Raw genomic sequence first — 26,020 nt, forward strand, 5'->3', positions numbered from 1 at the left:
CCTTAGGGGAATGGATTAAGGTAGGCGAATAATAAATCGGAGCCAAATGCGTAACATTGGCCAATGCACGGATGCAACACACCATGTTCAAGGACAGCACGATCGAGCTCGTTTCGATCACTCGCGGGGATCTCCCCTTTCTCCAGCAGCTGTACGCCGGCACCCGCGCCGATGAGGTCGCGGCGGCCGGCCTGCTGCCGGCCGTTGCCGGGGCCTTCCTCGAGCAGCAGTTCCAACGGCAGCATCAGCATTACCAAACCCGATTTCCGCAGGCGCATTTCTGGCTGGTGCATTGCCAGGAGAACCCCGTGGGACGCTTCTATCTGCGGCATACCCCCGAGCATTTCCACCTGATAGACATCAGCCTGCTGCCGGCCTACCGCGGGCGGGGCCTAGGCCGGCTCCTGCTTACGGAATTGCTGGCCACGGCCGATCGGCAAGGTTTGCCCATCCGGCTCCATGCCAACCGCGACGATACAGTGTTCCATTGGTACCAAAGACTGGGTTTCGGCATCACCGGCAGCCAGGGGCACTATCACGCCATGTGCCGCTTGCCGTCCTCGCCACCGGCAAGCCCTCCCGCCGGCCTGCTGTACCGGGCCCTGGCACGGCAGGAGAGCCGCACCTGACATCCCTGTGACCAAGCCGTCATCTTCATATGGCAGGCTTGATCCGATGTTCCATCACCCTTCATTCACAGCAAGGAGCAATCAAATGGACCCTTTTATTGGTGAAATTAAACTGGTCGGATTCAATTTTGAACCACGAGGATGGGCCTTTTGCGATGGCCGGCTGCTGCCCATCGCCCAGAATGAGGCGCTATTCTCCCTGCTCGGCACCATCTACGGCGGTGACGGCAGGAGCACCTTTGCCCTGCCCGATCTGCGCGGACGCAGCCCGGTCGGCATGGGCACCGGCACCGGCCTGAACCCGGTCAATCTGGGGCAAAAATCGGGACAGGAAACCGTGACCCTGACCAACGCCCAGATGCCGGCGCATAGCCATACCATCTCCGTCGCCGGCAGCGTATCGGAACCCGTGAATGCCCCCACGCCGGCCAATAACGTGCTGGGTGCATCGGGCGGGGGTCAGGGCAGCGCCACCATCTGGTCCAACAGCCTGAGCAATCCCGTCGCCATGTCCCCCGAGCAGGTGGGTACGGCCGGAAGCAGCCAGCCGGTGAATATACGCAACCCTTACCTGGGCTCGAACTACATCATTGCGCTGCAGGGGATCTACCCCACCCGCGCCTGAGGTGATTGCGCATGGTCGGCCTGTCCGGCCATGCCATGGTTTATTCAAGGAGGAAAAACGGCTTGAACTCCCACCCCGCCTTTCATTTTATTTCCGGCCTGCCCCGCTCGGGCTCCACCCTGCTGGCCGCCCTGCTGCAGCAGAATCCGCGTTTCCACGCGGGCATGACCAGTCCGGTGGGCAGCCTGTTTTCCTCCATGCTTAACCAGTTCGGCGCCGGCAGCGAGTTCGGCCCCGTCATTACCCAGGCGCAGCGTAAACGGCTGCTGCAGGGGCTGTTTTACAACTACTACGCCGAGCAGTGCGGCTCGCCGGTGATTTTCGATACCAACCGTCTCTGGTGCAGCAAGCTGCCGGCGCTGATGGAGCTGTTTCCCGACGCCAGGGTGATCGCCTGTGTGCGCAATGTGGCCTGGGTGATGGACAGTATCGAACGTCGCTACCGGGCCAATCCGTTCGAAAACACCAAGCTGTTCAGCGATGAAACCGAACGCAACACCGTATACAGCCGGGTCGATACCCTGGCCCAGCGCAATCGTTTGGTGGGGTTCGCCTGGGCGGCACTCAAGGAAGCCTATTACGGCGAACATGCCAAATCGCTGCTGCTGGTGGAGTACGACCTGCTGGCCCAGGCCCCGGAGAAAGTGTTGCGGCTTATCTATGATTTTATCGGCGAGCCCTACTTCGAACATGATGTAGAGCACCTGCATTACGATGCCCCCGCCTTCGATCAGGCACTGGGCCTGGCCGGACTGCACAAGGTCAGGCCCCGGGTCGCCCTGGAGCCGCGGACGACCATTTTGCCGCCGGATCTGTTCGAGCAGTACGCCAACCTCGATTTCTGGCGCAGTGCCCGGCACAGCGCCGCCAATGTGATCAGGGCCAAAGAGGCGGGATCGCCTCAACCCAATGGAACCCAAACCAGTATGCCGGTGTGATGGCCGGCAATGCCGATGCAATTGCGCGAACGTGGCAAGGAGAACGACGATGTGGTGGATCAAGGGCGGAACTTCCCGCACGGAAACGACCGGCAAGACCCGCGGCGAGGCTGCGGCACAGGGGCAAGCTTCGCTGATGCGCGCGCTGGAGCCGCGGATGCTGTTCGACGGCGCGGTGGCCGCTACGGTGGCCGATACGGTCGACACTGTGCCCCAGGACAAGGCGCCAGCCGGCGATAGCCAGGAAGCCTCCCAGCCAGACACCCGCCCGGCTCCCCAGGCCGTCGGCGACGGCCCGCGCAAGGAAGTGGTCTTTGTCGACACCCGCTTGCCGGACTACCAGGAGCTGCTGCGCTCGGTCGACCCCGCCGCCGAAGTGATACTGCTCGACAGCCGGCACGACGGCGTGCAGCAGATCGCCGATACGCTGGCCGGACGCTCCGGCATCGATGCCATCCATATCCTCTCCCATGGCGACCAGGGCGTGCTGTTGCTGGGCAACGCACCGCTGCACGGCGGCAACCTCGACGCCTACGCCGGCCAGTTGGCGGCCATCGGTTCGGCCTTGACGGCTGACGGCGATATTCTGCTGTACGGCTGCGATGTCGGCGCCGGCGACAAGGGCCTGACCTTCCTTAATGGCCTGGCCGGCCTGACCGGCGCCGACGTGGCGGCGTCCACCGACAGCACCGGCGGCACCCTGGGCGGCGGCAACTGGGAGCTGGAAATCAGTACCGGCCAGATCGCCACCAGCCATGCGCTGAACACCTACGAACTGCATGACTACGGCTACCAGCTCGCCACCTTCTCGGTCAGCACCATTGGCGAGCTGCGCACGGCGCTCTCCACCTCGGCGAGCAATGGCCAAGCGGACACCATCACCTTCCTCAGCAATATCAGCGCGACCGGCACCGGCGATATGCTGAGCAGCATCACCGATGGGCAGCGCACCTTTGTCGATATCAATATTACCGACGGTCAGGCTCTGGAAATCGTCGGCGGCGGTTATACCCTGGATGCCAATTACTACGGTCGGGTTATGGAGGTGCGTGCCGGTACGGTCAGCGTCAGCAACCTCACCATTCGTGAAGGGTTGGTGTTCGGCAGCGGAGGCAGTGGCGCTTCTGCAGGTGCCGTCAATGGTGGCGACGCGCTGGGCGGCGGCATTCGCAATGCAGGCGACTTGACCTTAAATGGCGTTATAGTAACCGCTAACCGGGCCGCAGGTGGCGGCGGTGCCAGCTTCACTGCGGACAATAACGGCAGTAGTGTCGGCGGCTACTCCTACGGCCATGGCGGCGGCGGCGGCGGCGGCTACAGCGGTGTCGGTGGCGGTGATGGCGGTACTGCATTGGTCGTCGGCGGCTCACCTCAGGGACGCACCCTGGGCGGCGGCGGTATCGGTGGGCGAGGAGCCGAGGGCTTTGACTACTCGGCGCAAAACGATGGCCATTACAGCGGCCGCGGCGGTAGTACCGCTGGTGGTGGTCGCAGTCACTCTGGATATGCATATTTCGGCTTCGGCGGCGGCGCGGGAGGAACCGCGCTCGGTATCGGTGGCGGCGGTGGGGCTCATTACTCGGGTGGCGGTGTCGCCGGACGGGGCGGAGATGCCGTCGGTGGCATCTTCAATACAGGTACCCTGACCCTGGTTTCTTCGTCGGTCACCAATAGCGGCGGTGCTGGCGGCGGTGGTTCCGGTGGCGGTAACTATCTGGGGCCGGCAGCCGGACGTGGCGGTATCGGCGTGGGGGCCCTCTTCAACATGGGCGGCACCCTGCGCATGGACAGCACCACCTTCGGCGCACTGACCGGCAACGCCGGCGCGGCCGGCGAGCGCGGATCAGACACCGGCGGATATGATGGTACGTTCACACAGGGCGAATCGGCCAACACAATTCGCAACGATGGCGACGGCAGTGGCGGCACCGACGTCATCAACCTCGACACCAACTATTCGCCCAACACCGTACCCACGGCCACCAACCTGACCCAGACAGTCGCTTATACCGAAGACCCGGGCGGCAGCGTGGCACTTGGCGACATTGTGGTCACGGATCCCGATGGGAGCGACAGCATCACCGCCACCTTGTCTTTGAGCAATCCGGCGGCGGGTGCATTGACCACCGGCACCTTTGGCTCTGCGACCTCCACCTACAATGGTGGTACTGGTGTATGGACTGTCACCGGTTCGGTAAGTGATGTGAATGCTGCGCTGGCTGCAGTCGCGTTCAACCCGACGGCGAACTGGGATCAGGACGTCACCATCACCACCCGTGTTCGCGACGCAGCCAATACCGGCCCTGCCGATGGCACCATCACCCTGGATGTCACGCCGGTGAACGATGCCCCGACCGCGACCAACCTCACCCAGAGCAAGGCCGCCACCGAAGGCGGCGGCGCGGTGGCGCTGGACGATATCGTGGTGACCGACCCGGATACCGGAGACACCATCACCGCCACGCTGACCCTCTCCGATCCGGCGGCCGGTACGCTCTCCACCGGCACCTTCGGCTCGGCCACCTCCACCTACAACGCCGGCACCGGGGTGTGGACGGTCACCGGCTCGGTGGCCGACGTCAACGCCGCGCTGGCCGCCGTCGCCCTGACCCCCTCGGCCGACAACGACCAGAACTTCACCATCACCACCCGCATTCGCGACGTCGCCGGTACCGGCCCGGCCGATGGCGCCATCAGCGTCACCGTCACCGGCGTCAACGATGCGCCGACCGCGACCAACCTGACCCAGAGCAAGGCCGCAACCGAGGGCGGCAGCGCAGTGGCGCTAGACGATATCGTGGTGACCGACGTGGATACCGGCGATACCATCACCGCCACACTCACCCTGTCCGATCCCGCGGCCGGCTCGCTCTCCACCGGCACCTTCGGTTCGGCCACCTCCACCTACAACGCCGGCACCGGCGTGTGGACGGTCACCGGCTCGGTGGCTGACGTGAACGCCGCCCTGGCCGCCGTGGCGTTGACCCCGTCGGCCGATAACGACCAGAACTTCACCATCACCACGCGCATTCGCGATGCTGCCAACACCGGCCCGGCCGATGGCACCATCAGCGTCACCGTCACCGGCGTCAACGATGCCCCGACCGCGACCAACCTCACCCAGAGCAAGGCCGCCACCGAAGGCGGCGCCGCGGTGGCGCTGGACGATATCGTGGTGACCGACCCGGATACCGGAGACACCATCACCGCCACGCTGACCCTCTCCGATCCGGCGGCCGGCACACTTTCCACCGGCACCTTCGGCTCGGCCACCTCCACCTACAACGCCGGCACCGGCGTGTGGACGGTCACCGGCTCGGTGGCCGACGTCAACGCCGCGCTGGCCGCCGTCGCCCTGACCCCCTCGGCCGACAACGACCAGAACTTCACCATCACTACCCGCATTCGCGACGCCGCCGGTACCGGCCCGGCCGATGGCGCCATCAGCGTCACCGTCACCCCGGTGAACGACGCGCCCGTGGTCACCACGTCCGGCGGCAGCAACGCCTTCACGGAAAACGGCAGCGCCACGGTGATCGACGCCGGCCTGACGCTGAGCGATGTGGACAACATCACCTTCGCCAGTGCCACTGTCGCCATTACCGGCAACTTTGCCAGCGGCCAGGACCTGCTCGCGTTCACCAACGACGGCAGCACCATGGGCAATATCGCTGCCAGCTACAACGCCGCCAGCGGCGTGCTGAGCCTGACCTCGGCCGGCGCCAGCGCCACCCTGGCCGAGTGGCAGGCCGCGCTGCGCAGCATTACCTACAGCAACAGCTCGGATGCGCCCAACACCGCCAATCGCACCATCAGCTTCGTGGTCAATGATGGCGATGCCGACAGCGATGCGGCGACCAAGCAGGTCAGCGTCACCGCGGTCAACGATGCGCCGATCGTGACGGCGCCCGCCTCTATCGGCGTGACCGAAGATGTGGCCAGCGCCCTGACCGGTATCAGCTTCAGCGACGCCGATGCCGGCGGCAGCTCGGTAACCGTGACGCTCTCGGTGCCCAGCGGCAGCCTGGCCGCCACCAGCGGAGGCGGTGTGACAGTGGGGGGGACCAGCAGCGCGCTAACCCTGAGCGGCAGCATTGCCGATATCAATACCTTTATCGCCGGCAGCAGTGTCAGCTTCACCACCGCGGCCAACGCCACGACGGACGTGACCCTGACCGTTGGCATCGATGACGGCGGCAACACCGGCAGCGGCGGGGCGCAGACCGACAGCGGCACGGTCACGCTGCAAGTGGCAGCGGTCAACGATGCGCCGGAGATCAGCGCACCGGTCTCCATCAACGTCGACGAGGATGTCAGCGCCGCCCTGACCGGAATCAGCTTCAGTGATGTGGACGCCGGCAGCAGCGCGGTGACCGTGACCCTGAGCGTGGGCAGCGGCACCCTGTCGGCCAGCAGCGGCGCGGGGGTGACGGTGGCCGGCTCGGGCAGCGGCAGCCTGACCCTCACCGGCAGTCTCACCGACCTCAATGCCTTTATCGCCGCCAACCAGGTCAACTTCCTGACTGCGCTGAACGCCACCAGCAACGTGGTGCTCACGGTGGAGATCGACGACGGCGGCAACACCGGCAGCGGCGGTGCCCAGAGCGACAGCACCACGGTCACCCTGGTGGTCACGGCGGTCAACGATGCGCCGGTGAACAGCGTGCCGGGCGCACAGTCGGTCGATCAGGACAGTGTGCTGGTGTTTTCCAGCGGCAACGGCAACCCGATCTCCGTCAGCGACGTGGACGCGGGCGGCGGCAGCGTGCGCGTCACCCTTACCGCCAGCAATGGCCTGCTTACCCTGGGCGGCACCACGGGCCTGTCCTTTATCAATGGTAGCGGCACCGCCGACGCGACCATGACCTTCGAGGGCTCGCTGGCCGATATCAACCTGGCGCTGAACGGCCTGGCCTTCTCCCCGACCGGAGGCTACAACGGCCCGGCGTCCTTGCAGATCGTCAGCAACGATCTGGGCAATAGCGGTTCTGGCGGCAGCCTGAGCGACGACGACACCATCGCCATCACCGTCAACAGCCTGAATCCCAAGGTCACCGGCGTGCAGGTGACCAACCCGGACGGTGGCTACAAGGTCGGTGACGTCATCACCGTGACGGTCGCCTTCGACCAGGTGGTAACCGTCAACACCGCCGGCGGCACCCCCACGCTGCTGCTGGAGACCGGCACCATCGACCGTGAGGCCAGCTATGTCTCCGGCTCCGGCAGCAACACCCTGAGCTTCAGCTACACGGTACAAGCCGGCGATCTCAGCGCCGATCTCGACTATCACTCCACCGGCGCGCTGACACTGAACGGCGCCACCATCCGCAGCGCCACCAGCGACGATGCAATTCTCACCCTGCCGGCCCTCGGCGGCGCCGACTCCATCGCCGGCCAGCACGATATCCTTATCGACGGCGTGGCACCCACGGTGGGATCGGTCAGCGTCCCGGCCAACGGCACCTATGTCGCCGGAGAGAATCTGGACTTCACCGTCAACTTCAACGAGGCGGTGCTGGTTGACACCGCCGGCGGCACCCCGCGTATCGCCATTACCCTGGACAGCGGCGGCACCGTCTATGCCGGCTATGTGTCCGGCTCAGGCAGCAGCGCGCTGCTGTTCCGCTACACGGTGCAGAGCGGCAACCTGGACAGTAACGGCATCACCGTCGGTGCCGGCATCGACGCCAATGGCGGCACCCTGCGCGATGGCGTGGGCAACGCGGCCGTCGTCACCCTCAACGGCGTGGGCGCCACCGCCGGCGTGCTGGTGGATGCGGTGGTCCCGACCGTGGCCTCGGTCTCCGTGCCGGCCGATGGTTCGTACAACGAGGGTGAGGTGCTCAGCTTCACCGTCAACGTTAGCGAGGCGGTGCTGGTTGACACCGCCGGCGGCACCCCGCGCCTGGCGCTGGATATCGGCGGGGTAACCCGCTACGCCGACTATGTCTCCGGCTCCGGCAGCAGCGCGCTGCTGTTCCAGTACAGCGTGCAGGCCGGCGATACCGACGCCGACGGCATCGCCGTGGCCGGCAGCCTGGAGCTGAACGGCGGCACCACCCGCGATGCGGCCGGTAACGACCTTAATCTGAGCCTCAATGCGGTCGGTGCCACCGCCGGCGTGCTGGTGGATACCACGGCGCCCGCCGCCAGCGGTATCCTGCGCATCGACGCCACCCCGACCAATGCCGGCTCGGTCAGCTATACCGTCACCTTCTCCGAGCACGTCAGCGGGGTGGACGCGGCCGACTTCAGCCTGATCACCAGCGGCACCGCGACCGGCAGCATCGCCTCGGTTACCCAAGTGGATGGGCAGACCTACACCGTCGTCGTCGACGGCATCAGCGGCACCGGCAGCATCGGCCTGAGCCTGAACGGCAGCGGCACCGGCATCGCCGACACGGCCGGCAACACGCTGAGCGCTGGCCTGGCCGGCGAAAGCTACAGCATCGACCGCGATGCGCCTATGGTCGCCAGCGTCGGCGTGCCGGCCAACGGCAGCTATGTGGCCGGGCAGAGCCTGGACTTCACCCTCAACTTCGACGAGGCGGTGCTGGTTGACAGCGCCGGCGGCACCCCGCGTATCGCCATTACCCTGGATACCGGCGGCACCGTCTATGCCGGCTATGTGTCCGGCTCCGGCAGCAGCGCGCTGCTGTTCCGCTATACGGTGCAGAGCGGCAACCTGGACAGCGACGGCATAGCGCTGGGCAGCAGCATCGACGCCAATGGCGGCACCCTGCGCGATGCGGTGGGTAACGATGCGCTCATCACGCTGGACAATGTCGGCGCCACCAGCGGTGTGCTGGTGGATGCGGTGGTCCCGACCGTGGCCTCGGTCTCCGTGCCGGCCAATGGTTCGTACAACGAGGGTGAGGTGCTCAGCTTCACCGTCAACGTTAGCGAGGCGGTGCTGGTTGACACCGCCGGCGGCACCCCGCGCCTGGCCCTGGATATTGGCGGCACCACCCGCTACGCCGAGTATGTGTCCGGCTCCGGCAGCAGCGCGCTGCTGTTCCAGTACAGCGTGCAGGCCGGCGACACCGACGCCGACGGCATCGCCGTGGCCGACAGCCTGGAGCTGAACGGCGGCACCACCCGCGATGCGGCCGGCAACGACCTGAACCTGAGCCTCAATGCGCTCGGCGCCACCGCCGGCGTGCTGGTGGATACCACGGCGCCCGCCGCCAGCGGCATCCTGCGCATCGACGCCACCCCGACCAATGCCGGCTCGTTCAGCTTTAGCGTGACCTTCAATGAAAGCGTCTCGGGCGTGGATGCGTCCGACTTCTCTCTGGTGCTCGGCGGCTCGGCCAATGGCAGTATCGCCAGCGTCACCCAGATCGATGCGCAAACCTATACCGTGCTGGTCACTGGCATCAGCGGCACCGGCAGCATCGGCCTGAGCCTGAACGGCAGCGGCACCGGCATCGCCGACGCGGCCGGCAACACGCTGAGCGGCGGGCTGGCCGGCGAAAGCTACAGCATCGACCGCGATGCGCCGACCGTCGCCAGTGTCGGCGTGCCGGTCAACGGCAGCTATGTGGCCGGGCAGAGCCTGGACTTCACCATCAACTTCGACGAGGCGGTGCTGGTCGACACCGCCGGCGGCACCCCGCGTATCGCCATTACCCTGGACAGCGGCGGCACCGTCTATGCCGGCTATGTGTCCGGCTCAGGCAGCAGCGCGCTGCTGTTCCGCTATACGGTGCAGAGCGGCAACCTGGACAGTAACGGCATAGCGCTGGGCAGCAGCATCGACGCCAATGGCGGCACCCTGCGCGATGCGGTGGGTAACGATGCGCTCATCACGCTGAACAATGTCGGCGCCACCAGCGGCGTGCTGGTGGATGCGGTGGTCCCGACCGTGGCCTCGGTCTCCGTGCCGGCCAACGGTTCGTACAACGAGGGTGAAGTACTCAGCTTCACCGTCAACGTTAGCGAAGCGGTGCTGGTTGACACCGCCGGCGGCACCCCGCGCCTGGCCCTGGATATTGGCGGCACCACCCGCTACGCCGAGTATGTGTCCGGCTCCGGCAGCAGCGCGCTGCTGTTCCAGTACAGCGTGCAGGCCGGCGACACCGACGCCGACGGCATCGCCGTGGCCGACAGCCTGGAGCTGAACGGCGGCACCACCCGCGATGCGGCGGGCAACGACCTGAACCTGAGCCTCAATGCGCTCGGCGCCACCGCCGACGTGCTGGTGGATACCACGGCGCCCACCGCCAGCGGTATCCTGCGCATCGACGCCACCCCGACCAATGCCGGCTCGGTCAGCTATACCGTCACCTTCTCCGAGCACGTCAGCGGGGTGGACGCGGCCGACTTCAGCCTGATCACCAGCGGCACCGCGACCGGCAGCATCGCCTCGGTTACCCAGGTGGATGGACAGACCTACAGCGTCGTGGTCACTGGCCTCAGCGGCACCGGCAGCATCGGCCTGAGCCTGAACGGCAGCGGCACCGGCATCGCCGACGCGGCCGGCAACACGCTGAGCGCTGGCCTGGCCGGCGAAAGCTACAGCATCGACCGCGATGCGCCGACCGTCGCCAGCGTCGGCGTGCCGGCCAACGGCAGCTATGTGGCCGGGCAGAGCCTGGACTTCACCCTCAACTTCGACGAGGCGGTGCTGGTTGACAGCGCCGGCGGCACCCCGCGTATCGCCATCACCCTGGATACCGGCGGCACTGTCTATGCCGGCTATGTGTCCGGCTCCGGCAGCAGCGCGCTGCTGTTCCGCTATACGGTGCAGAGCGGCAACCTGGACAGCGATGGCATAGTGCTGGGCAGCAGCATCGACGCCAATGGCGGCACCCTGCGCGATGCTATTGGCAACGATGCCAACATCACGCTCAATGCCGTGGGCGATACGGCCATGGTGCGCATAGACTCCGTCTTGCCCACCGCCACCATAGTGGTGAGTGACACCGCCCTGGCGGCCGGGGAAACCGCTGCCGTTACCATCACCTTCAGCGAGGCGGTCAGTGGCCTGACCACCGCCGACTTTACCGTGGCCAATGGGGTGTTGAGTGGCTTGAGCAGCAGCGATGGCGGTGTTACCTGGACCGCCACCCTGACGCCCACCGCCAATATCACCGCCGCCAGCAACCTCATCACCCTGGACAACACCGGGGTGGTGGATGCGGCGGGCAACAGCGGCGCCGGCACCACCGACTCCAACCTCTATGCGATCGATACGGAGTTGCCCACCGCTACCATTACCCGTGAAGGCGCAGAAAGAGCGGCAGGCAACACACTGAGCTACCTGGTCGAGTTCAGCGAAAACATGGCCAACCCGGGAGCCGATCAGTTCGCCCTGGTGACCACCGGCAGCCTAACCGGAGACATAACCCGGGTCGATCACCTGGGTGGCAGCCAGTACCGTGTCATCATCGGCAATATCAACGGTGAAGGCAGCCTCACCCTGCAGTTCGCCGCCAATAACCGGCTGGTGGACAACGCCGGCAATCCCCTGGCGGGCAGCAACATACCGCAAGCCTATACCCGGCTGGCACTGGGAGGAGACCCCGAATTCAGGGTGGAACAGGGCGCCAACACCCCGCAAAGCAATACCGGCTCAACAGGGCAAACCTCGCCCACAGCGCCGCCTCCCCCGCTGGCGGTGGGCACCTCCCTGTTCGGCGAAGCGGGTAGCAGCGGCATCACGCCCCTGGGCAATATTTTCCTTTCCGCCAACAACTCGGCTCCCAGCTACCTCAGCCAGGTGTTCAGCGGTTCAACCCTGGTGAGCGGCGACGTTCCCGGCAATAGCTCGACCATCGGCAGCTTGTTCAGCGACGGCTTCGGCGGAGGCTATGGCCTGAGTGGCGGACAGGGAGGTGGTTTGAGTGGCGTGCCGGGTGGTGGCTTTGGTGATGCATTCGGCTCCGGTCTGGGCGACAGCCTGGACGGCGGCCTGGACAGCGCCGTGCCCAGCCTGAACGCACAGCTGCAACAATGGAACGAACAGGAACAACGACAACAACAAAAACTGGCCTGGGCACTCGCCCAACTGGCGGAGCAGCAACATGCCTGAACCATTGCAATATTTTAGGGAAAACCAATCAATTACGCGCAAAAACAAGGGAGCCGTCACACCCATGGCCTACAAAAAACCGCTCAGCATCAGCCTCCTCGCCCTGTTCATCAGCGGCTGCGCCGTTACCAGCCAGCCCATCGATCGCCAGGCCAGCCTGCAACGGGCCGAGCAGGATATGGTGCTCATGTTCAAGAACCAGGAGCCGCTGCAGGGCCCGCTCACCCTGCACCAGGCCATGGCGCGGGCAGTCAAATACAACCTGGAAGCCCGCCTCAAACTGATGGAAGAAGCCATGGCCGAGCGCCAGCTCGACCTGGCCAACCTCGACCTGCTGCCGCGCATCACCGCCCAGGCCGGCTATGTGGGCCGCAGCAACGTCAGCGCCTCCAGCAGTGAAAGTATCGAAACCGGCACCCAGTCGCTCGAGCCCTCCACTTCGCAGGAGCAGCACCGCCAGGTAGCCGACCTGAACATGGTCTGGAACGTACTCGACTTTGGGGTGGGCTACCTCAGTGCCAAACAGCAGGCCGATCAGCGACTGATCATGCAGGAACGTCGGCGCAAGGTGCTACACACCATCACCCAGGACGTACGCTCCGCTTACTGGCAGGCGGTGGCCGCCGGGCGCCTGCTACAGCAGATAGACGACCTGCTCGCCCGGGTGGATCAGGCCCGGCAAGACAGTGGCCGGCTGCAGCAGCAGAAACTGGGTGATATGGTGCAGAACCTGAGCTACCAACGCTCCCTGATTGAAGCCACCCGCCGGCTGGAAGAGCAACGCCGGGCCTTGTCGCTGGCCAACACCCGGCTCGCGGCCCTCATCAACCTGCCCCTCGACAGCGACTTTACCCTGGCCGACACCGGCCACTATGAGATGCCGGAAGTCACGGCACCGCTGCAACAACTGGAGCAGGAGGCCCTGGCCAACCGACCGGAACTGCGTGAGCAGGATTATCAGAGCCGTATCAGTGCCACCGAAACCCGCAAAGCCATGCTTCGGTTGATGCCGGGGCTGGAGTTCTCCGCCGGCGGTCACTACGACAGCAACGACTTTCTCACCAACAACAGCTGGGCCGATTATGGCGTAAAGATCACCTGGAACCTGTTCAATGTGCTCTCGGGCCCGGCCGCCATCGACGCAGCCAAAGCCGGCGAGCAGGTGGCCACCGCCAGGCGCCAGGCCATGTCGATGGCCGTGCTGGCCCAGCTTTATGTCGCCAACGCCAACTTCAACGAAGCCCGTCGCCAATTCGCCACCAGCCAGGAACTGGCCGAACTCGACGAGCAGATTGCGGTGCAATTGCGCAACCGCCACCGGGCCCAGGCCATCGGCGAGCTGGAACTGATCCAGGGCGAGCTGAACAACCTGCAGGCCAAGCTGCGGCGCGACCTGGCCTATGCCGATCTGCGCAACGCCTATGCCCAGCTCTTCGTCAGCACCGGCGCCGACCTGCTGCCCGAGACCCTGCCCGACGCCAGCATCGACACCCTTGCCCAGGCCCTCGCCACCGGCGAGCAGCAGTGGCAACAGGGGATATAAAAAAAAAGCGCCTGCTCAAGGAGCAGGCGCAAAACTCAGACCCAAAAGATCTGAAACCCATCGAGAAACAAAAACAGACTTGATAAGGTCCCACCTCAGCGGCGCAACCCGCGCCAAGACCATGGCAGGCCCACTTCAGTGGGCCACCCCAAGCCCGGAACCATGGTTTGGTCGGCTGAAGTCGCCCCTGCATGGGACCAGCCCAGGTCCCGGCGCCGTATTTTGGTCGACTGAAGTCGACCCCTACAGATGGGTAACCCAACCCCGCCGCCGTTTTTTGGTCGACTGACATTGAGCCTACGGACAGGGCCGGCACAGCGGTGGCATGGCGCGGCCCCTGGCCTTACAGGCGGACCGTCTTGCCGGTGGTCCAGGACTCCACCGCCGCGTCGGCCAGGCGCAGTGCCTGCTCGCCTTCCTTGCCGCCGCTCAGGCATTGGGCCCGGCCCAGGGCCACGTCCACGAAGTGGGCCCACTCGGCCTTGTAGGCAGCGCTGTAGCGCTCCAGGAAGAAGTACTGGGGATTGGCCACCGCGGTGCCCTGCTCGTTGGCCAGTTGGACGGTATTTTCCAGCTGGTTCTCGGCCCTGAGCATGCCCTCGGCGCCCAGCAGCTCGATGCGCTGGTCGTAGCCGAAGCCGGAGCGACGGGTGTTGACTATGGTGCCCAGGGCGCCGGAGGCGAATTCCAGGGTAACCACGGCGGTGTCGATATCGCCGGCCTCACCGATGGCCGGGTCCACCACGCAGCTGCCGCGGGCGGTCACCGCCACCACCGGCTCGTCCACCAGGTAGCAGGCCATGTCGAAGTCGTGGATGGTCATGTCGCGGAACAGGCCGCCGGAGCGCTGGATGTAGGACACCGGGGGCGGCGACGGATCCCGGGATACGATAAGGACCGACTCGGCCTTGCCGATCTGGCCTTGCTGGTAGCGGTTGCGCACGGCGGCAAAGTTGGGATCGAAGCGGCGGTTGAAGCCCACCAGCAGCGGCACCTGGCACTCCTCCACCACCTTGAGGCAGGCCTGCACCCGCGCAAGGCTCAAATCCACCGGCTTCTCGCAGAAGATGGCCTTGCCGCTGCGCGCCGCCTGCTCGATAAAGTCGGCATGGGTGTCGGTGGCCGAGCCGATGACCACGGCGTCGATGCCCGGGTCGGCCATCACCTCTTCCAGGGTCTTCACCGGCGCGCCGGTCTTCTCGGACAGGCTCAGGGCCGCCTCGGGGAACGCATCAACTATGGCCACCAGCCGGCTCTCGGGGTGCGCCACTATATTCGCCGAATGCACCTGGCCGATGCGGCCGGCGCCAATCAATGCCACATTAATCATTAACCCTCTCCTTGTGCTTGTGTCGGCTTGCTTGTTCTTGGGTTACTTGTTTTTGGGATAGTTATCGGAATTCACCCAGGCGTGATCGGCCTCCCAGGTAAAGCGCCACTTGCGGGTGGGCCCGGCCATCACGTTCAGGTAATAGTTGTCGTAGCCGGCGATGGTGGCCACCGGGTGGTAGCCTTTCGGCACCTGCACCACGTCCTGGTTGTAGGGCGCCATGCACTCGTCCAACTCGAAATCGTCGGTGTAGACCCGCTGCAGGGCAAAGCCCTGGGGCGGATCGAAGCGGTGGTAATAGGTCTCTTCCAGGTAGGTTTCGCCCGGCTCGGCGTCCCGGTCGTGCTTGTGGGACGGGTAGGAGCTGGTGCAGCCTTCGTCGGTGAACACCTCCACCACCAGCAGGCTGTCCGCCTCGGCGGTGTCGGGCAGGATGTTGTGCACATAGCGTTGGTTATGGCCCTTGCCGCGATGCTCGGCATCGATGCTGTCGGGGCCGATCAGCCGCGCCGGGTAGTTGCCGAACCCCGGCGCCTTGCATACCGCCAGCTCTACTTTAGTGTCGGCGGTGACGGTGAAATGATCGTCGTTGGGCACATAGACGGCGTAGGGCTTCTTGCGCTCGAAGGGGCTCATCCGCTCTCCGATGGCATCGAGGCTGAGTTCGCGGGTGCGCACGCTGGCCTTGCCCGCCACCAGCACCAGGCAGACTTCCCGGTCCAGGGTGTCCTGGCTCAGGCTCTGGCCGGCCTCCAGCTCATACACCTCGAAGCCCACATAGCCCCAGCCGGCCGATTCCGGCGTGATGCGCTGGATGGCGCCCTGGCTGTCCGCTTGCTGGCGCTTGGATAATAACTTGGACATCCGCTCCCCCTGGTTGGTGAATGACTGATTCTGTTGAAAGTGATGATAAAACATTTATTTCGTTTGGTGAAATTGTGAATTTAAAAATCCAAACGCTCTTTGGCGGAACTGTGACTGGCGACACAATTCGTTAACCTAGTCGGCCGGAACGGGCCGGTTTGGTGCAGGCTGGCACGGGGCCGGCGCGCGGCAGGGCTATTCCAGGTATTGCCGGCGGTACCGGCCGGGGGGGATGCCCACCACCTTCCGGAAGGCGGTGTTGAAGTAGTTGGGGTTGTCGTAGCCCACCATCAGCGCGATGTCGGTGACGCTGAGCCCGGTGTTGATCAGCAAAGTCTGGGCCTCGCCGATGCGCCGGCGGATCAGGTACTGGATGGGCGAGCAGCCCACGCTCTGCCTGAAGCGGTGGGCGAGGTAATAGGGGCTGATGTGGAGCGCCTCGGACAGCCGGCCCAGATCCAGCTCGACCTGGTAGTGCCGGTCGATATAGCGCTTGACGCTTTCGCCCAGCTCATAGCGGGCCGCCTCCTCCTCCGCGTCCTGCTCGTCGATCAGGCTGGACACCATCAGCAGCAGCGCCTGCAGCAGGTGATCGCAGCAGGCCAGGCTGAGCTTGTGCTCGGAACGGATCTGGGCATGCAAGAGCCCGAACAGGCTGTCGAATTCCCCATGGCGCTCGCCGGTGGGGATCCGCACCCGGCCGCGGCTCAGGGTGTTTTTGGGCAGGCCCCGGAGCTTGAGGTTGGTGAAGGCGCAGCAATAGACGCTCATGCCCTCATTGGGGTTGGCGGACTCGTCGTGCAGCACGCCGCCGTTGTAGATCAGCAGATCGCCCCGCCCGGTACTGTAGGCGCGGCCGTCGATGATATGGGTGCCGCTACCCTCGCGGATAAAGACGATCTCCACCCGGTCGTCGTGCCGGTGCATGGCCCGGGGCAGCCGGGTGTCGCCGGCGTCGGCCAGGCACAGGTACATCAGCTCGGCCGGCTGCTCCAGCTCCAGCCGGCCCCGGCGTTTGCCGCTGACAAAATGCTGTATCACGCCGTCTCTCCTGGTGGGCACACCCGCTTATCTTGTCCCCGGGGAGCGCGCGGCGCAAGCCCGGCCCTCAGCGGTAATCCACCCACACCGCGCCCAGATCCGCCGAGCGCACGCAGTTTTCCACCCAACGCACCCCTGCCACCCCGGCCTCGATGCCGGGGATATGCAGGGTCTTCACCCGGTCGTGCTCGCCCGCGTCGCAGGCTTCCATCGCCAGGGCGAAACGGTAGTAGAGGTTGGACCAGGATTCGAACAAGCCCTCTGGATGACCGCCACCGATGCGATCGTCCTCCAGCGCCTCAGGGTAGAGGTAGCCCATGCCCCGCTCCAGGATGCGCGCCGGCTCGCCCTGGATTTCAAAACGCAGCTGGTTGGGCTGCTCGTCCCACCACTCCAGGCTGGCCCGGGAACCGATCACCCGGATCTTCTGGCCGTGCATGGAGCCGGCGTTGACCGCGCTGGCCCAAACATGCCCCATCACCCCGCCGCTGTACTGCATCAGCACATAGGCGTTGTCTTCGAGTGGTGCCCGGCTCCGCACGAAGCTCTGGCGGGCGCACAGCAGCTTCTCAATCTTGAGCTGTGGCAGCATCACTTCGGACAGATAGAGCGGATGGGTGGCCAGATCCCCCAGCACATAGCTGGGCCCGGCATAACGGGGATCCACCCGCCACTGGGTGCTGGGGTTCCCCTGCTCCACCGCCTCGCTGTGGAAGCCGTGGGCGAACTGCATGTGCACCATGCGGATCTCGCCCAGCTCGCCGTTGGCGATCATGGCCCTGGCCTGGGTGATCAACTGGTGGCCGGCATAGCCGTAGGTCACGCACAGCATGCGCTGCCGGCGCTCGGCCAGGGCGCGCAGCTCCTCGGCCTCGGCCAGGGTAAAGCACAGGGGTTTTTCGCACACCACGTGCAGGCCGGCTTCCAGCGCCGCCTTGCTGATGGCGAAGTGGGTGCCGTTGGGGGTGGCGATGGACACCGCCTGGATGCCGTCTTCCCGTTTGGCCTCTGCGGCGAACAGGGTCTGGTAGTCGGCATAGCAGCGCTCGGGCTCCACCTGCAGGCCGGCGCCGAATTCCCGGCCCCGTTCGGGGTCGAGGTCGAAGGCGCCGGCCACCAGTTGGAAGCTGTGGTCGCGCAGCGCCGCCGAGCGGTGGATATAGCCAATCTGGCTGCCCTTGCCGCCACCCACCATGGCCCAGCGGATGGGTGCCTTGACCTTGCGTTCTCCATAAATCATTGCGGTTTCTCCTTGTTCCAGTCGTCTGTAGATATCCCGAGTCCGGCCAAAGGGACTACTCCGCCGACCCGCTGTAAATACATCCCTGTACGCTCGCACATGCCATCCCTGGCATGTGACGGTCGGCGGAGCAGCTCCCTTTGCCCGCCCCTTTGACATTGGTATTGGCTGCCCTAAAACCCCTTGCTTTGCAAAAAGGCCAGGCTGGCGGTCACATCCTGCAGGCTTCCGTCGGCGTTGCGCGGATCCCGCTCCTGCTCCACCGTGATATAGCCCTGGTAGTCCAGCTCCTTGAGCAGGGCGTGGATGGCGTCGTAGTCCAGCACGCCCCGGCCGATGGGGCACATCACGCCCCGGGCGCAGGCGGCGAAAAAGTCCACCGGCTCCGCCATCACCTCGGCGTAGACCTCGGGGTCTATGTCCTTGAAGTGCAGGTAGTCGATGCGCTCGGCATAACGCCGCAGCCAGGTCAGCGGATCCATCTTCGAGTAGTAGAGATGGCCGGTGTCCAGGCACAGGCCGGCCACCTCGGCGGGGATGTCCGCGACCAGTTGCTCGATTTCGTCCTCGAATTCGATATAGCCGCCCGCGTGGGGATGGATCACCGCCCGCACCCCGTACCTGTCCCGGGCCAGGGTGGCAATGGCCTCGATGTGCGCCATGGTCTGCCGCCAGCGCTCGGGCGAGAGCCGGGCCGCGCGCTCCGGGTGGCCGGCCACCAGGCTGCGCTCGGCGTGCACATGGTCGATCAGCACCAGATAGGGGGCGGCGAAGCGCTGGCCCGGCGCCTTGGGCACCGGGGCAAGCGGGTGAGCAGGTCGCAGATATCGCGGGTCTGGCGGAGCAGGTTGTCGAGGTTGGCCGGGTCCACCAGATCGTCGAAGATGGTGCCCGCCACCACGCTCAGGCCGTTGGCCCCGAGCGCGGTACCGACCAGGTCGATATCCAGCGGCAAGTAGCCGTAGGGGCCGAGCTCAATGCCCCGGTAGCCGGCCTGGGCCGCCTCGCTCAGCACCCTTTGCCAAGGCGGCAGGTGGGGATTGTTGACGTCGTCCACGCCCCAGCAGCAGGGGGCACTGGTGATATGCATGGTCATGATGGCACCTCGGATAGGGCTTTACGCCGTTGTTAATGTACTGTTATTAGAGCAGAGCGGGGCTCGCAGAATATTTGTTTTCTTGCTTTTCCTTTACATTACACCACTGGCAAAATGCCGACCTACAGGGCCTTCATGTAAAAAAATCAATAACAGTGGAAATCAAACTTCACTTTCTTGCTTCAAAGATCTTTCCATATTAGAGAGATAGGGCCGCGCTGGGTTAACGCCCTTTGCCTACCAGCGATCGAATTTCTTATCCGGGACCATCAAAATCCCGTAGGATGAAATTTGATGCCTGTCACAACTGCTGCTTCTTATTGAAATAAAAATTTCAATATTTCGGGTTTGTTGAAATAATGATTTCAATAAATCCGGCTTATATGCATCATGAGCAGGCTCTATAGCCGGAGACATACCGCAAAGCCCGCTAACCCGGCGGAAACTGGCTTTATCATCTGGTCCAAGTCAAAGGGAGTATCAACATGCGTTTGGTATACGATCCGTCGCACTATCGTGACAACACCGGCCTGAAGGAGACCATCGACACCGTGGCCCGGCTGGGATACGAATGGGTGGAGTTGTCTCCGCGCAAGGATTTCATCTGGTTTTGCGAGTATCCCAAGGTCGATCGGCAGCTGATCAAGAGTCTGAAGAAGTATTGTGCCGACGCCGGCGTCAAGATCTCTTCGGTGCTGCCGGTGCAGCAGTGGTCCTCCCCGGTGGAGGAAGAGCGCCAGGCGGCGGTACGCAACTGGAAGCGCTGCATCGAGATCACCGCCGAACTGGGGGTGGACCTGATGAACTCCGAGTTCAGCGGCAACAAGCGCAAGCCCCAGGCCAGCGAGGACGCCTTCGTCCGCTCGATGGAAGAGTTGATGCCGCTGTTCGAGCGCGAGAGCATCAAGCTCAACCTGCAGTCCCATCCCCACGACTTTATCGAGCAGAACATCGAAGCGGTGCGCATGATCCGCGCCCTGGACAAGGACTGGATCAAGCTGGTCTATTCGGTGCCCCACGCCTTCTATTACGACAACGGCATCGGCGATGTGGTCAAGCACATCGAGGAAGCCGGTGATCTGCTGGCCCATGTGCTGATCGCCGACACCTTCAACCACAAGGCTGGCTTCGGGCTGCGCTATATCATCAACCCGCCGGACGCGGACGTGACCATTCACCAGCACCTCAACCCGGGCGAGGGCGAGGTGGACTTCGACGCCCTGTACCGCAAGCTCAGGGAGATCAAGTTCGACGGCATCGTCACCAATGCGGTGTTCGCCTATCCCGACCGCCCCGAATGGTCCAACGAACTGACCCTGAAATCGATCCGGGAAGGTCTCAAGCTCTGATATTCAGCAAGCATAAATCTGTATAAGCCTCACAAGCCCGCAGATGCCGGCCAGGTCAGCCGAGCATCTGTGGGCGGCATATTCCCACTGTTCACTATGAACAGACTGAATTCCCCGCCTCAGACGCTCCCCTGCCGGGAAGCACCACCGCGTATTATGTCGCCCCCCTTCACTCACGCCTGCCGCTTTTGCTGGCTCAGGCTCAGCTGCCGGCCGAAATCCGCTTCCGTCCAGCCTTCTTCCAGCGCCTGGCGCAGCAGTTGCTGCTGGGTCTGCGGCGCCAGGCCACCAAGGGGCGGATCCCGGTCCAGGTTGGTGGGAAAGGAGTACCCATCGGCGGCGGCCGCGATCAGCGCCGACAGCTCGGGCTCCGCCAGTTGGCCCTGACGATAGCGGGCCAACAGCGCCGGATAGAGATGCCGCAATATCCGCTCCCGGCTCACCGTTTCCATCGGCTTGCCGAAGGCGGAAGACACCTGCAGCAGGTTGGCGGTGCGCACCACATCCTCGGTGCTGTTGCTGCCGGCGGCGTGGAACAGGGCCGGGCTGAAGAACAGCATGTCCCCCCGCTCCAGCGGCAGCTGCACCGCGTGGCGCTCGAAGTAGTCGATAAAGTCCGGCCGCCGCCAGGCCAGGTAGCCGCCCTCATACCGCTGGGAAAAGGGCAGCAGCAGGGTGGGCCCCGAGGCCAGGGGCATGTCCGAGTGGGCCACGGCCCCCTGCAGGGTCAGGTACTGGGACAATTGCTGCACCGGCAGCGGAAAGCGGCTCGCGTCGGCCGCCGACTGGAAGCCGAGGTGGTAGTCCCGGTGTGGCTGCTGGGCCTGGCCGCCCGGGCGCACCACATTGACCTGGGCGGTCATCTGGTACCAGGGCCCCAGCCAGGCCTCGCACACCAGCGCCAGCAGGGGGTTGGCGTAGTAGTCGATAAAGGCCTCGGCGTCCCGCTCCGCCACCTTCTGCAGCGAGTTCCAGATGCGGCCGTTGTGGCCGGCCTGGGCGAAGTGATCCGCCGCCGCCCCGCGCTCCGCCTCCTCCGCGAAGATGCGCCCGAACACCGCCGTGTTGCGCTCAATAACCCCTTGGTCGGCATAGCCGCCCTTGATCACCAGCACCCCCGGTCCCTGCGCCAGGGCCCGGTGCAGCTCGGCCAGCACCTCGGTGCGATCTCGTTGGACGGCGGCGTTCAGGGTTGGCGCCCGATAGACCAGCACCCGGCGTTCGATGCCGGCCGCCAGGGGGTAGTCGGCCAAGGTCGGAGACTGCTCGCACAGGGCGGTGAACCCGGCCAGATCGAGCCGTTCTGGTTGCAGATAGAGCGCCGTCATGCCGCGCCTCCTTCCGGCAGGGCCAGGGCCGCCGGCGGTTTGGGGGTGCCTTCGTCGCCACAGCCGATCACCCCCTGGTCGAAGTCGATGATGGCGCCGGTCATCATGCCCGACTCGTCGGACAGCATAAAGGCCAGCACCCGCGCCACCTCCTCCGGCTTGAGCAGGCGGCCGAAGGGCTGCGCCTGCTCCACCCGGGCCAGCCAGTCGTCGTCGGCACCGTGGTACTGGCGCTGGATCTCGTGCTCGTGGGGCGAGTCCATCCAGCCGATATTGAGGCCGTTGACCCGGATCCGGTTGCGCATGCCGCTGTAGGCCACGTTCTTGGTGAGGGTGGTCAGGGCGCCCTTGGAGGAAGCGTAAGGGGTGAGGAAGGACTGGCCGCCGTGGGAAGTCATGGTGATGATGTTGACGATGCAGCCTTCTACTTGGTTGCGGATCATCAGCTTGATGGCCGCCTGCATCAGGAAGAAGGGCGCCCGCACGTTGACCGCGAAGATGCGGTCGAACAGCTCGGGGCTGGTGTCGAGGATGCCGCCCCGATCCGACATGCCGGCGCAGTTGGCCAGGCCGTGCAGGGTGCCGAAGCGCCGCTCGGCCTCGTCGATAATGGCCTGGCAGTCCTCCGCCCGCTCCAGATCCGCCGGCACGAACCAGGACGGGCAGCCCATGTTGGTCAGCCGGTCGGCCTGGGCCTGCCCCTTGTCCCGGCTGCGCCCGCACAGCACCAGGCCCGCCGCCCCCCGTGCCGCCAGCAACTCGGCCACCGCCGCTCCCAGCCCCTGGGTGCTGCCGGTTACCACGAAATAGCGTCCCTCGAAGTCTCGCTTGTCACTCTGGCTCATCTGTCCCTCCGGTGATGTTCAAGTAAAACAAATATTTCGTTTTTGTTGATTTCAAATCGATAGTAGCATTTACACTCTGGCAACAAGACCTCGGCAACGCCTCAGAAACACCTCATGAACGAGCTCGACCACAAGAAATTCTCCATCAAGCAGATTGCGGCCCAGGCCGGAGTCAGCAAGGCCACGGTGGACCGGGTGCTGCACCGGCGCGGCCAGGTGCACTACCAGACCCTAAAACGGGTGGAGCAGGCCATCCTCGAGCTGGACAGCCAGCAACGGGCGGCACTGGCCGCCGGCCGTACCCTGTATTTCGACGTCATCATGCAGGCGCCGGAGCGGTTCAGTGGGGCGGTGGCGGAGGCCATGACCGGCCAGGTGGGCAGCCTGGCCCCCTACCGGATAAGCCCCCGCTTCCATCTGTTCGAGGACATAGCGGTGAGTGAACTCGCCGGGCTGCTGCAACGCAGCCTCGAGCAAGGCAGCCAAGGGGTAATCCTGAAGGCGCCGGACGAGCCGCCCGTCAACGAGGCGGTCAACCGGCTGTTCGAGGCGGGCATCCCGGTGGTCACCCTGGTCACCGATCTGCCCGCCAGCCGGCGCATCGGCTACATCGGCATGGACAACCGCAGCGCCGGGCGCACCGCCGCCTACCTGATGCGCCGCTGGCTGCCGTCCACCCCCGCCCGGGTGGCGGTGGTCCTGAGCAGCCAGGGCTTTCGCGGCGAGGAAGAGCGGGAGAGCGGTTTTCGCCAGTGGCTGCGGGAGCAGGCGCCGCACCTCGGGGTGGTGGAGCTGAGCGGCGGCCTGGGGATATACGACAAAACCCTGGGGCTGATGACCGACTGCCTGGACCGCCACCCCGATCTGACCGCCGTCTACAGCGTGGGCGGCGGCAACAGGGCCATCGTCGATGCCTTTGCCGCCCGGGGCCGTCCGCTAGGGGTGTTGATCGGGCACGATCTGGACCGGGAAAACCGTCAGTTGCTGGCGGAGGGGCGCATCGCCGCCCTCATCGACCACGACCTGCAGCAGGACGCCCGCCGGGCCTTTATGCAACTGCTGCGCTTCCATGGCTTCCTGCCGGCCACTGCTACCCTGCCAGACTTTTCCCGGGTGCTGGTGGTCACCCCCTTCAACATGGCGGGCTGAGCAGCCGCGCCGCCATCGACGATGATCCGCGGCCGGCACGCTGCTGCCGTCTCGCTGCAAGAGTGGCGGAGGACAGTCAAGCGCCACCGGCCCTCAAAAACCGGACTGTTCGCCGGAGCCAGGGCCCGGTCGACTGGGGCAGCGTTGGGCCTCTCCTGGCGTTGATCTGGCTCCGGGTCAACCATACTCAAGGGCAGGTACCGCCGAACAGCGTTTTCGAAAAGCCGTGATGGTCGAGAGCCTGATTGTGCTCACATCGAATACCTCTGCCGGTAAGGCAGCGTATTGCAGCGGTATCACCCTAAATTGACAGACACTTTGACCGAGGTACTGAATATGCCACGCACAATCAACCATTTCATCAACGGACAAGAAGTGGCGGGTCGCGGTACGCGCACCAGCCAGGTTTTCAATCCCGCGACCGGCCAACAGAGCGGTACCCTGCCACTGGCTACCACAGAAGAAGTGCGTGAGGTGGTGGCGGTGGCGAAAAAAGCCTACCCCCTCTGGTCCGGCACCACGCCGTTGCGGCGCTCCCGCATTCTCAACCGCTTCCTGCGTATCCTGGAGGAGCGCACGGACGAGCTGGCGGCCGTGATCACCGCCGAGCACGGTAAGGTCCTCTCCGACGCCAAAGGCGAAATTCAGCGCGGCATGGAAGTCGTCGAGTTCGCCGTGGGCGCACCGCAATTGCTCAAGGGCGAGGTTACCGAAAACGTCGGCACCCGGGTCGACAGCCATGCGCTGCGGCAGCCGCTTGGCATCGTTGCCGGCATCACCCCGTTCAACTTCCCGGTGATGGTGCCGATGTGGATGTTTCCCGTGGCGCTGGCCTGCGGCAACTGCTTCATCCTGAAGCCTTCGGAGCGCGATCCGTCGGCATCCTTGCTGATCGCCAAGTGGCTCAAGGAAGCGGGGCTGCCCGATGGCGTTTTCAATGTGGTCCAGGGCGACAAGGAGTCGGTGGACGCCCTGCTGACGGATCCGGACATCGCCGCGGTGAGCTTTGTCGGCTCGACGCCGATCGCCCGTTACATCTACGAAACCGCCGCGCGCACCGGCAAGCGCTGCCAGGCACTGGGCGGCGCCAAAAACCACATGATCATCATGCCGGATGCTGATCTCGACCAGGCGGTCGATGCCCTGATGGGGGCGGCCTACGGCTCTGCCGGCGAGCGCTGCATGGCGATCTCCGTCGCGGTGCCCGTTGGCGAGGAGACGGCCAACGCCCTGGTCGCCAAACTCGAAGCCAAGGTACGGGAGCTCAAGGTCGGGCCGGGGACCGACGCCGCCTCGGAAATGGGCCCGCTGGTCACCCGCGAACACCTCGAGCGGGTACGCGGCTACATCGCATCCGGCGTCGAAGAGGGTGCGAAACTGATCGTCGACGGTCGCGACCTGCAGGTAGCGGGGCACGAAAACGGCTATTTCATTGGCGGCACCCTGTTCGACCATGTCACCACCGAGATGAAGATCTACAGGGAAGAGATCTTCGGACCTGTGCTCGCCGTGGCACGCGCGGATTCCTACGAAACCGCCGCTCGCTGGATCAACGAGCACGAGTTCGGTAATGGCACGGCGATCTTTACCCGTGACGGCGATGCGGCCCGCGAGTTCGCCCACCAGATACAGGTCGGCATGGTTGGCATCAACGTACCGATCCCGGTACCCATGGCGTTCCACTCCTTCGGGGGCTGGAAAGCCTCGCTGTTCGGCGATCATCATATGCATGGCCCGGAAGGCATTCGTTTCTATACCAGGCTGAAAACCATCACCTCGCGCTGGCCCACCGGCATCCGCGCCGGCGCGGATTTCGTCATGCCGACCATGCAGTAAACTCACGGCTCTTGCAGACATCGATGTCTGTATATTTAACGGCCTCCGGCCGTGCCGATACCGAAGGGGTATCGGCAGGTATTGACCCGGTGAACGTCAACGGCCGGGTTAATACCCTTTTGCCACTTACTTACCCGCCATTTCGTCGTTGTTGGCGGCGGTGGCGTTTAT

The 26,020-nt window shown here is 64.8% G+C and carries 16 protein-coding genes; 8 read left to right on the top strand and 8 right to left on the bottom strand.

The window, feature by feature from the left end; translation table 11 throughout:
* Positions 1-83 precede the first annotated feature (83 nt).
* The 5 genes from JKV55_RS12205 (at position 84) to JKV55_RS12225 (ending at position 13,771) form a co-directional block, all read left to right on the top strand.
* Positions 84-629 carry a GNAT family N-acetyltransferase gene (locus JKV55_RS12205; RefSeq protein ID WP_202085778.1) on the top strand — a complete coding sequence of 182 codons (546 nt, stop codon included), beginning with the start codon at positions 84-86 and terminating at the stop codon, positions 627-629.
* 85 nt (positions 630-714) lie between these two features.
* Positions 715-1,254, top strand: a complete 540-nt coding sequence (locus tag JKV55_RS12210; protein WP_202085779.1) for a phage tail protein — start codon at positions 715-717, stop codon at positions 1,252-1,254.
* Between the two features lie 62 nt (positions 1,255-1,316).
* Positions 1,317-2,192, top strand: a complete 876-nt coding sequence (locus JKV55_RS12215; protein ID WP_202085780.1) for a sulfotransferase family protein — start codon at positions 1,317-1,319, stop codon at positions 2,190-2,192.
* Between the two features lie 49 nt (positions 2,193-2,241).
* Positions 2,242-12,228 carry a DUF4347 domain-containing protein gene (locus JKV55_RS12220; RefSeq protein ID WP_202085782.1) on the top strand — a complete coding sequence of 3,329 codons (9,987 nt, stop codon included), beginning with the start codon at positions 2,242-2,244 and terminating at the stop codon, positions 12,226-12,228.
* A 64-nt stretch (positions 12,229-12,292) separates the two neighbouring features.
* Positions 12,293-13,771, top strand: coding sequence for a TolC family protein (locus tag JKV55_RS12225; protein ID WP_202085784.1), 1,479 nt, complete (start codon positions 12,293-12,295; stop codon positions 13,769-13,771).
* 343 nt (positions 13,772-14,114) lie between these two features.
* Here JKV55_RS12225 and iolG read toward each other — a convergent pair whose 3' ends face one another.
* The 6 genes from iolG to JKV55_RS12255 all read right to left on the bottom strand — a co-directional run bounded on the left by iolG (position 14,115) and on the right by JKV55_RS12255 (position 19,342).
* Positions 14,115-15,101 carry an inositol 2-dehydrogenase gene (gene iolG, locus JKV55_RS12230; protein WP_202085786.1) on the bottom strand — a complete coding sequence of 329 codons (987 nt, stop codon included), beginning with the start codon at positions 15,099-15,101 and terminating at the stop codon, positions 14,115-14,117.
* Positions 15,102-15,143: 42 nt separating this feature from the next.
* Complete coding sequence (gene iolB / locus JKV55_RS12235) at positions 15,144-15,965, bottom strand: 5-deoxy-glucuronate isomerase (RefSeq protein WP_202085788.1); 822 nt, start codon at positions 15,963-15,965, stop codon at positions 15,144-15,146.
* 195 nt (positions 15,966-16,160) lie between these two features.
* Complete coding sequence (locus JKV55_RS12240) at positions 16,161-17,006, bottom strand: helix-turn-helix transcriptional regulator (RefSeq protein ID WP_202085790.1); 846 nt, start codon at positions 17,004-17,006, stop codon at positions 16,161-16,163.
* Positions 17,007-17,073: 67 nt separating this feature from the next.
* Positions 17,074-18,246, bottom strand: a complete 1,173-nt coding sequence (locus tag JKV55_RS12245; RefSeq protein WP_202085792.1) for a Gfo/Idh/MocA family protein — start codon at positions 18,244-18,246, stop codon at positions 17,074-17,076.
* Positions 18,247-18,419: 173 nt separating this feature from the next.
* Positions 18,420-19,043, bottom strand: a complete 624-nt coding sequence (locus tag JKV55_RS12250) for a TIM barrel protein (protein ID WP_202085793.1) — start codon at positions 19,041-19,043, stop codon at positions 18,420-18,422.
* A complete protein-coding gene (locus tag JKV55_RS12255) occupies positions 18,995-19,342 on the bottom strand; it encodes a hypothetical protein (RefSeq protein WP_202085795.1) in 348 nt (115 codons plus the stop codon). The genes JKV55_RS12250 and JKV55_RS12255 overlap by 49 nt, the downstream gene beginning before the upstream one ends.
* Before the next feature lie 485 nt (positions 19,343-19,827).
* On the opposite strand from JKV55_RS12255, the gene JKV55_RS12260 reads away from it, so the two are divergent.
* Positions 19,828-20,691, top strand: coding sequence for a sugar phosphate isomerase/epimerase family protein (locus tag JKV55_RS12260; RefSeq protein WP_202085796.1), 864 nt, complete (start codon positions 19,828-19,830; stop codon positions 20,689-20,691).
* A gap of 173 nt (positions 20,692-20,864) precedes the next feature.
* On the opposite strand, the gene JKV55_RS12265 is transcribed toward JKV55_RS12260, so the two are convergent.
* Both JKV55_RS12265 and JKV55_RS12270 read right to left on the bottom strand, forming a co-directional pair.
* A complete protein-coding gene (locus tag JKV55_RS12265) occupies positions 20,865-22,019 on the bottom strand; it encodes a phytanoyl-CoA dioxygenase family protein (RefSeq protein WP_202085798.1) in 1,155 nt (384 codons plus the stop codon).
* A complete protein-coding gene (locus JKV55_RS12270; protein ID WP_202085800.1) occupies positions 22,016-22,864 on the bottom strand; it encodes an SDR family oxidoreductase in 849 nt (282 codons plus the stop codon). Before JKV55_RS12270 ends, JKV55_RS12265 begins: the two co-directional genes overlap by 4 nt.
* Before the next feature lie 114 nt (positions 22,865-22,978).
* Between JKV55_RS12270 and JKV55_RS12275 the strand changes: the two genes are divergently transcribed.
* Positions 22,979-24,013 carry a LacI family DNA-binding transcriptional regulator gene (locus JKV55_RS12275; RefSeq protein ID WP_202085802.1) on the top strand — a complete coding sequence of 345 codons (1,035 nt, stop codon included), beginning with the start codon at positions 22,979-22,981 and terminating at the stop codon, positions 24,011-24,013.
* Between the two features lie 336 nt (positions 24,014-24,349).
* Positions 24,350-25,849, top strand: a complete 1,500-nt coding sequence (locus tag JKV55_RS12280; RefSeq protein ID WP_202085804.1) for a CoA-acylating methylmalonate-semialdehyde dehydrogenase — start codon at positions 24,350-24,352, stop codon at positions 25,847-25,849.
* The last annotated feature ends 171 nt before the right edge of the window (positions 25,850-26,020 follow it).

It is taken from the genome of Zobellella iuensis (assembly GCF_016746085.1).
GTDB classification, from domain to species: Bacteria; Pseudomonadota; Gammaproteobacteria; order Enterobacterales; family Aeromonadaceae; genus Oceanimonas; species Oceanimonas iuensis.

Bases quoted from the DNA above. Each gene is read 5' to 3' on its own strand.
- JKV55_RS12275 (WP_202085802.1), top strand. From the start codon at position 22,979: ATGAACGAGCTCGACCACAAGAAATTCTCCATCAAGCAGATTGCGGCC.
- JKV55_RS12225 (WP_202085784.1), top strand. From the start codon at position 12,293: ATGGCCTACAAAAAACCGCTCAGCATCAGCCTCCTCGCCCTGTTCATC.
- JKV55_RS12245 (WP_202085792.1), bottom strand. From the start codon at position 18,246: ATGATTTATGGAGAACGCAAGGTCAAGGCACCCATCCGCTGGGCCATG.
- JKV55_RS12220 (WP_202085782.1), top strand. From the start codon at position 2,242: ATGTGGTGGATCAAGGGCGGAACTTCCCGCACGGAAACGACCGGCAAG.
- JKV55_RS12280 (WP_202085804.1), top strand. From the start codon at position 24,350: ATGCCACGCACAATCAACCATTTCATCAACGGACAAGAAGTGGCGGGT.
- JKV55_RS12210 (WP_202085779.1), top strand. From the start codon at position 715: ATGGACCCTTTTATTGGTGAAATTAAACTGGTCGGATTCAATTTTGAA.
- JKV55_RS12260 (WP_202085796.1), top strand. From the start codon at position 19,828: ATGCGTTTGGTATACGATCCGTCGCACTATCGTGACAACACCGGCCTG.
- JKV55_RS12255 (WP_202085795.1), bottom strand. From the start codon at position 19,342: ATGACCATGCATATCACCAGTGCCCCCTGCTGCTGGGGCGTGGACGAC.
- JKV55_RS12270 (WP_202085800.1), bottom strand. From the start codon at position 22,864: ATGAGCCAGAGTGACAAGCGAGACTTCGAGGGACGCTATTTCGTGGTA.
- JKV55_RS12205 (WP_202085778.1), top strand. From the start codon at position 84: ATGTTCAAGGACAGCACGATCGAGCTCGTTTCGATCACTCGCGGGGAT.
- iolG (WP_202085786.1), bottom strand. From the start codon at position 15,101: ATGATTAATGTGGCATTGATTGGCGCCGGCCGCATCGGCCAGGTGCAT.
- iolB (WP_202085788.1), bottom strand. From the start codon at position 15,965: ATGTCCAAGTTATTATCCAAGCGCCAGCAAGCGGACAGCCAGGGCGCC.
- JKV55_RS12265 (WP_202085798.1), bottom strand. From the start codon at position 22,019: ATGACGGCGCTCTATCTGCAACCAGAACGGCTCGATCTGGCCGGGTTC.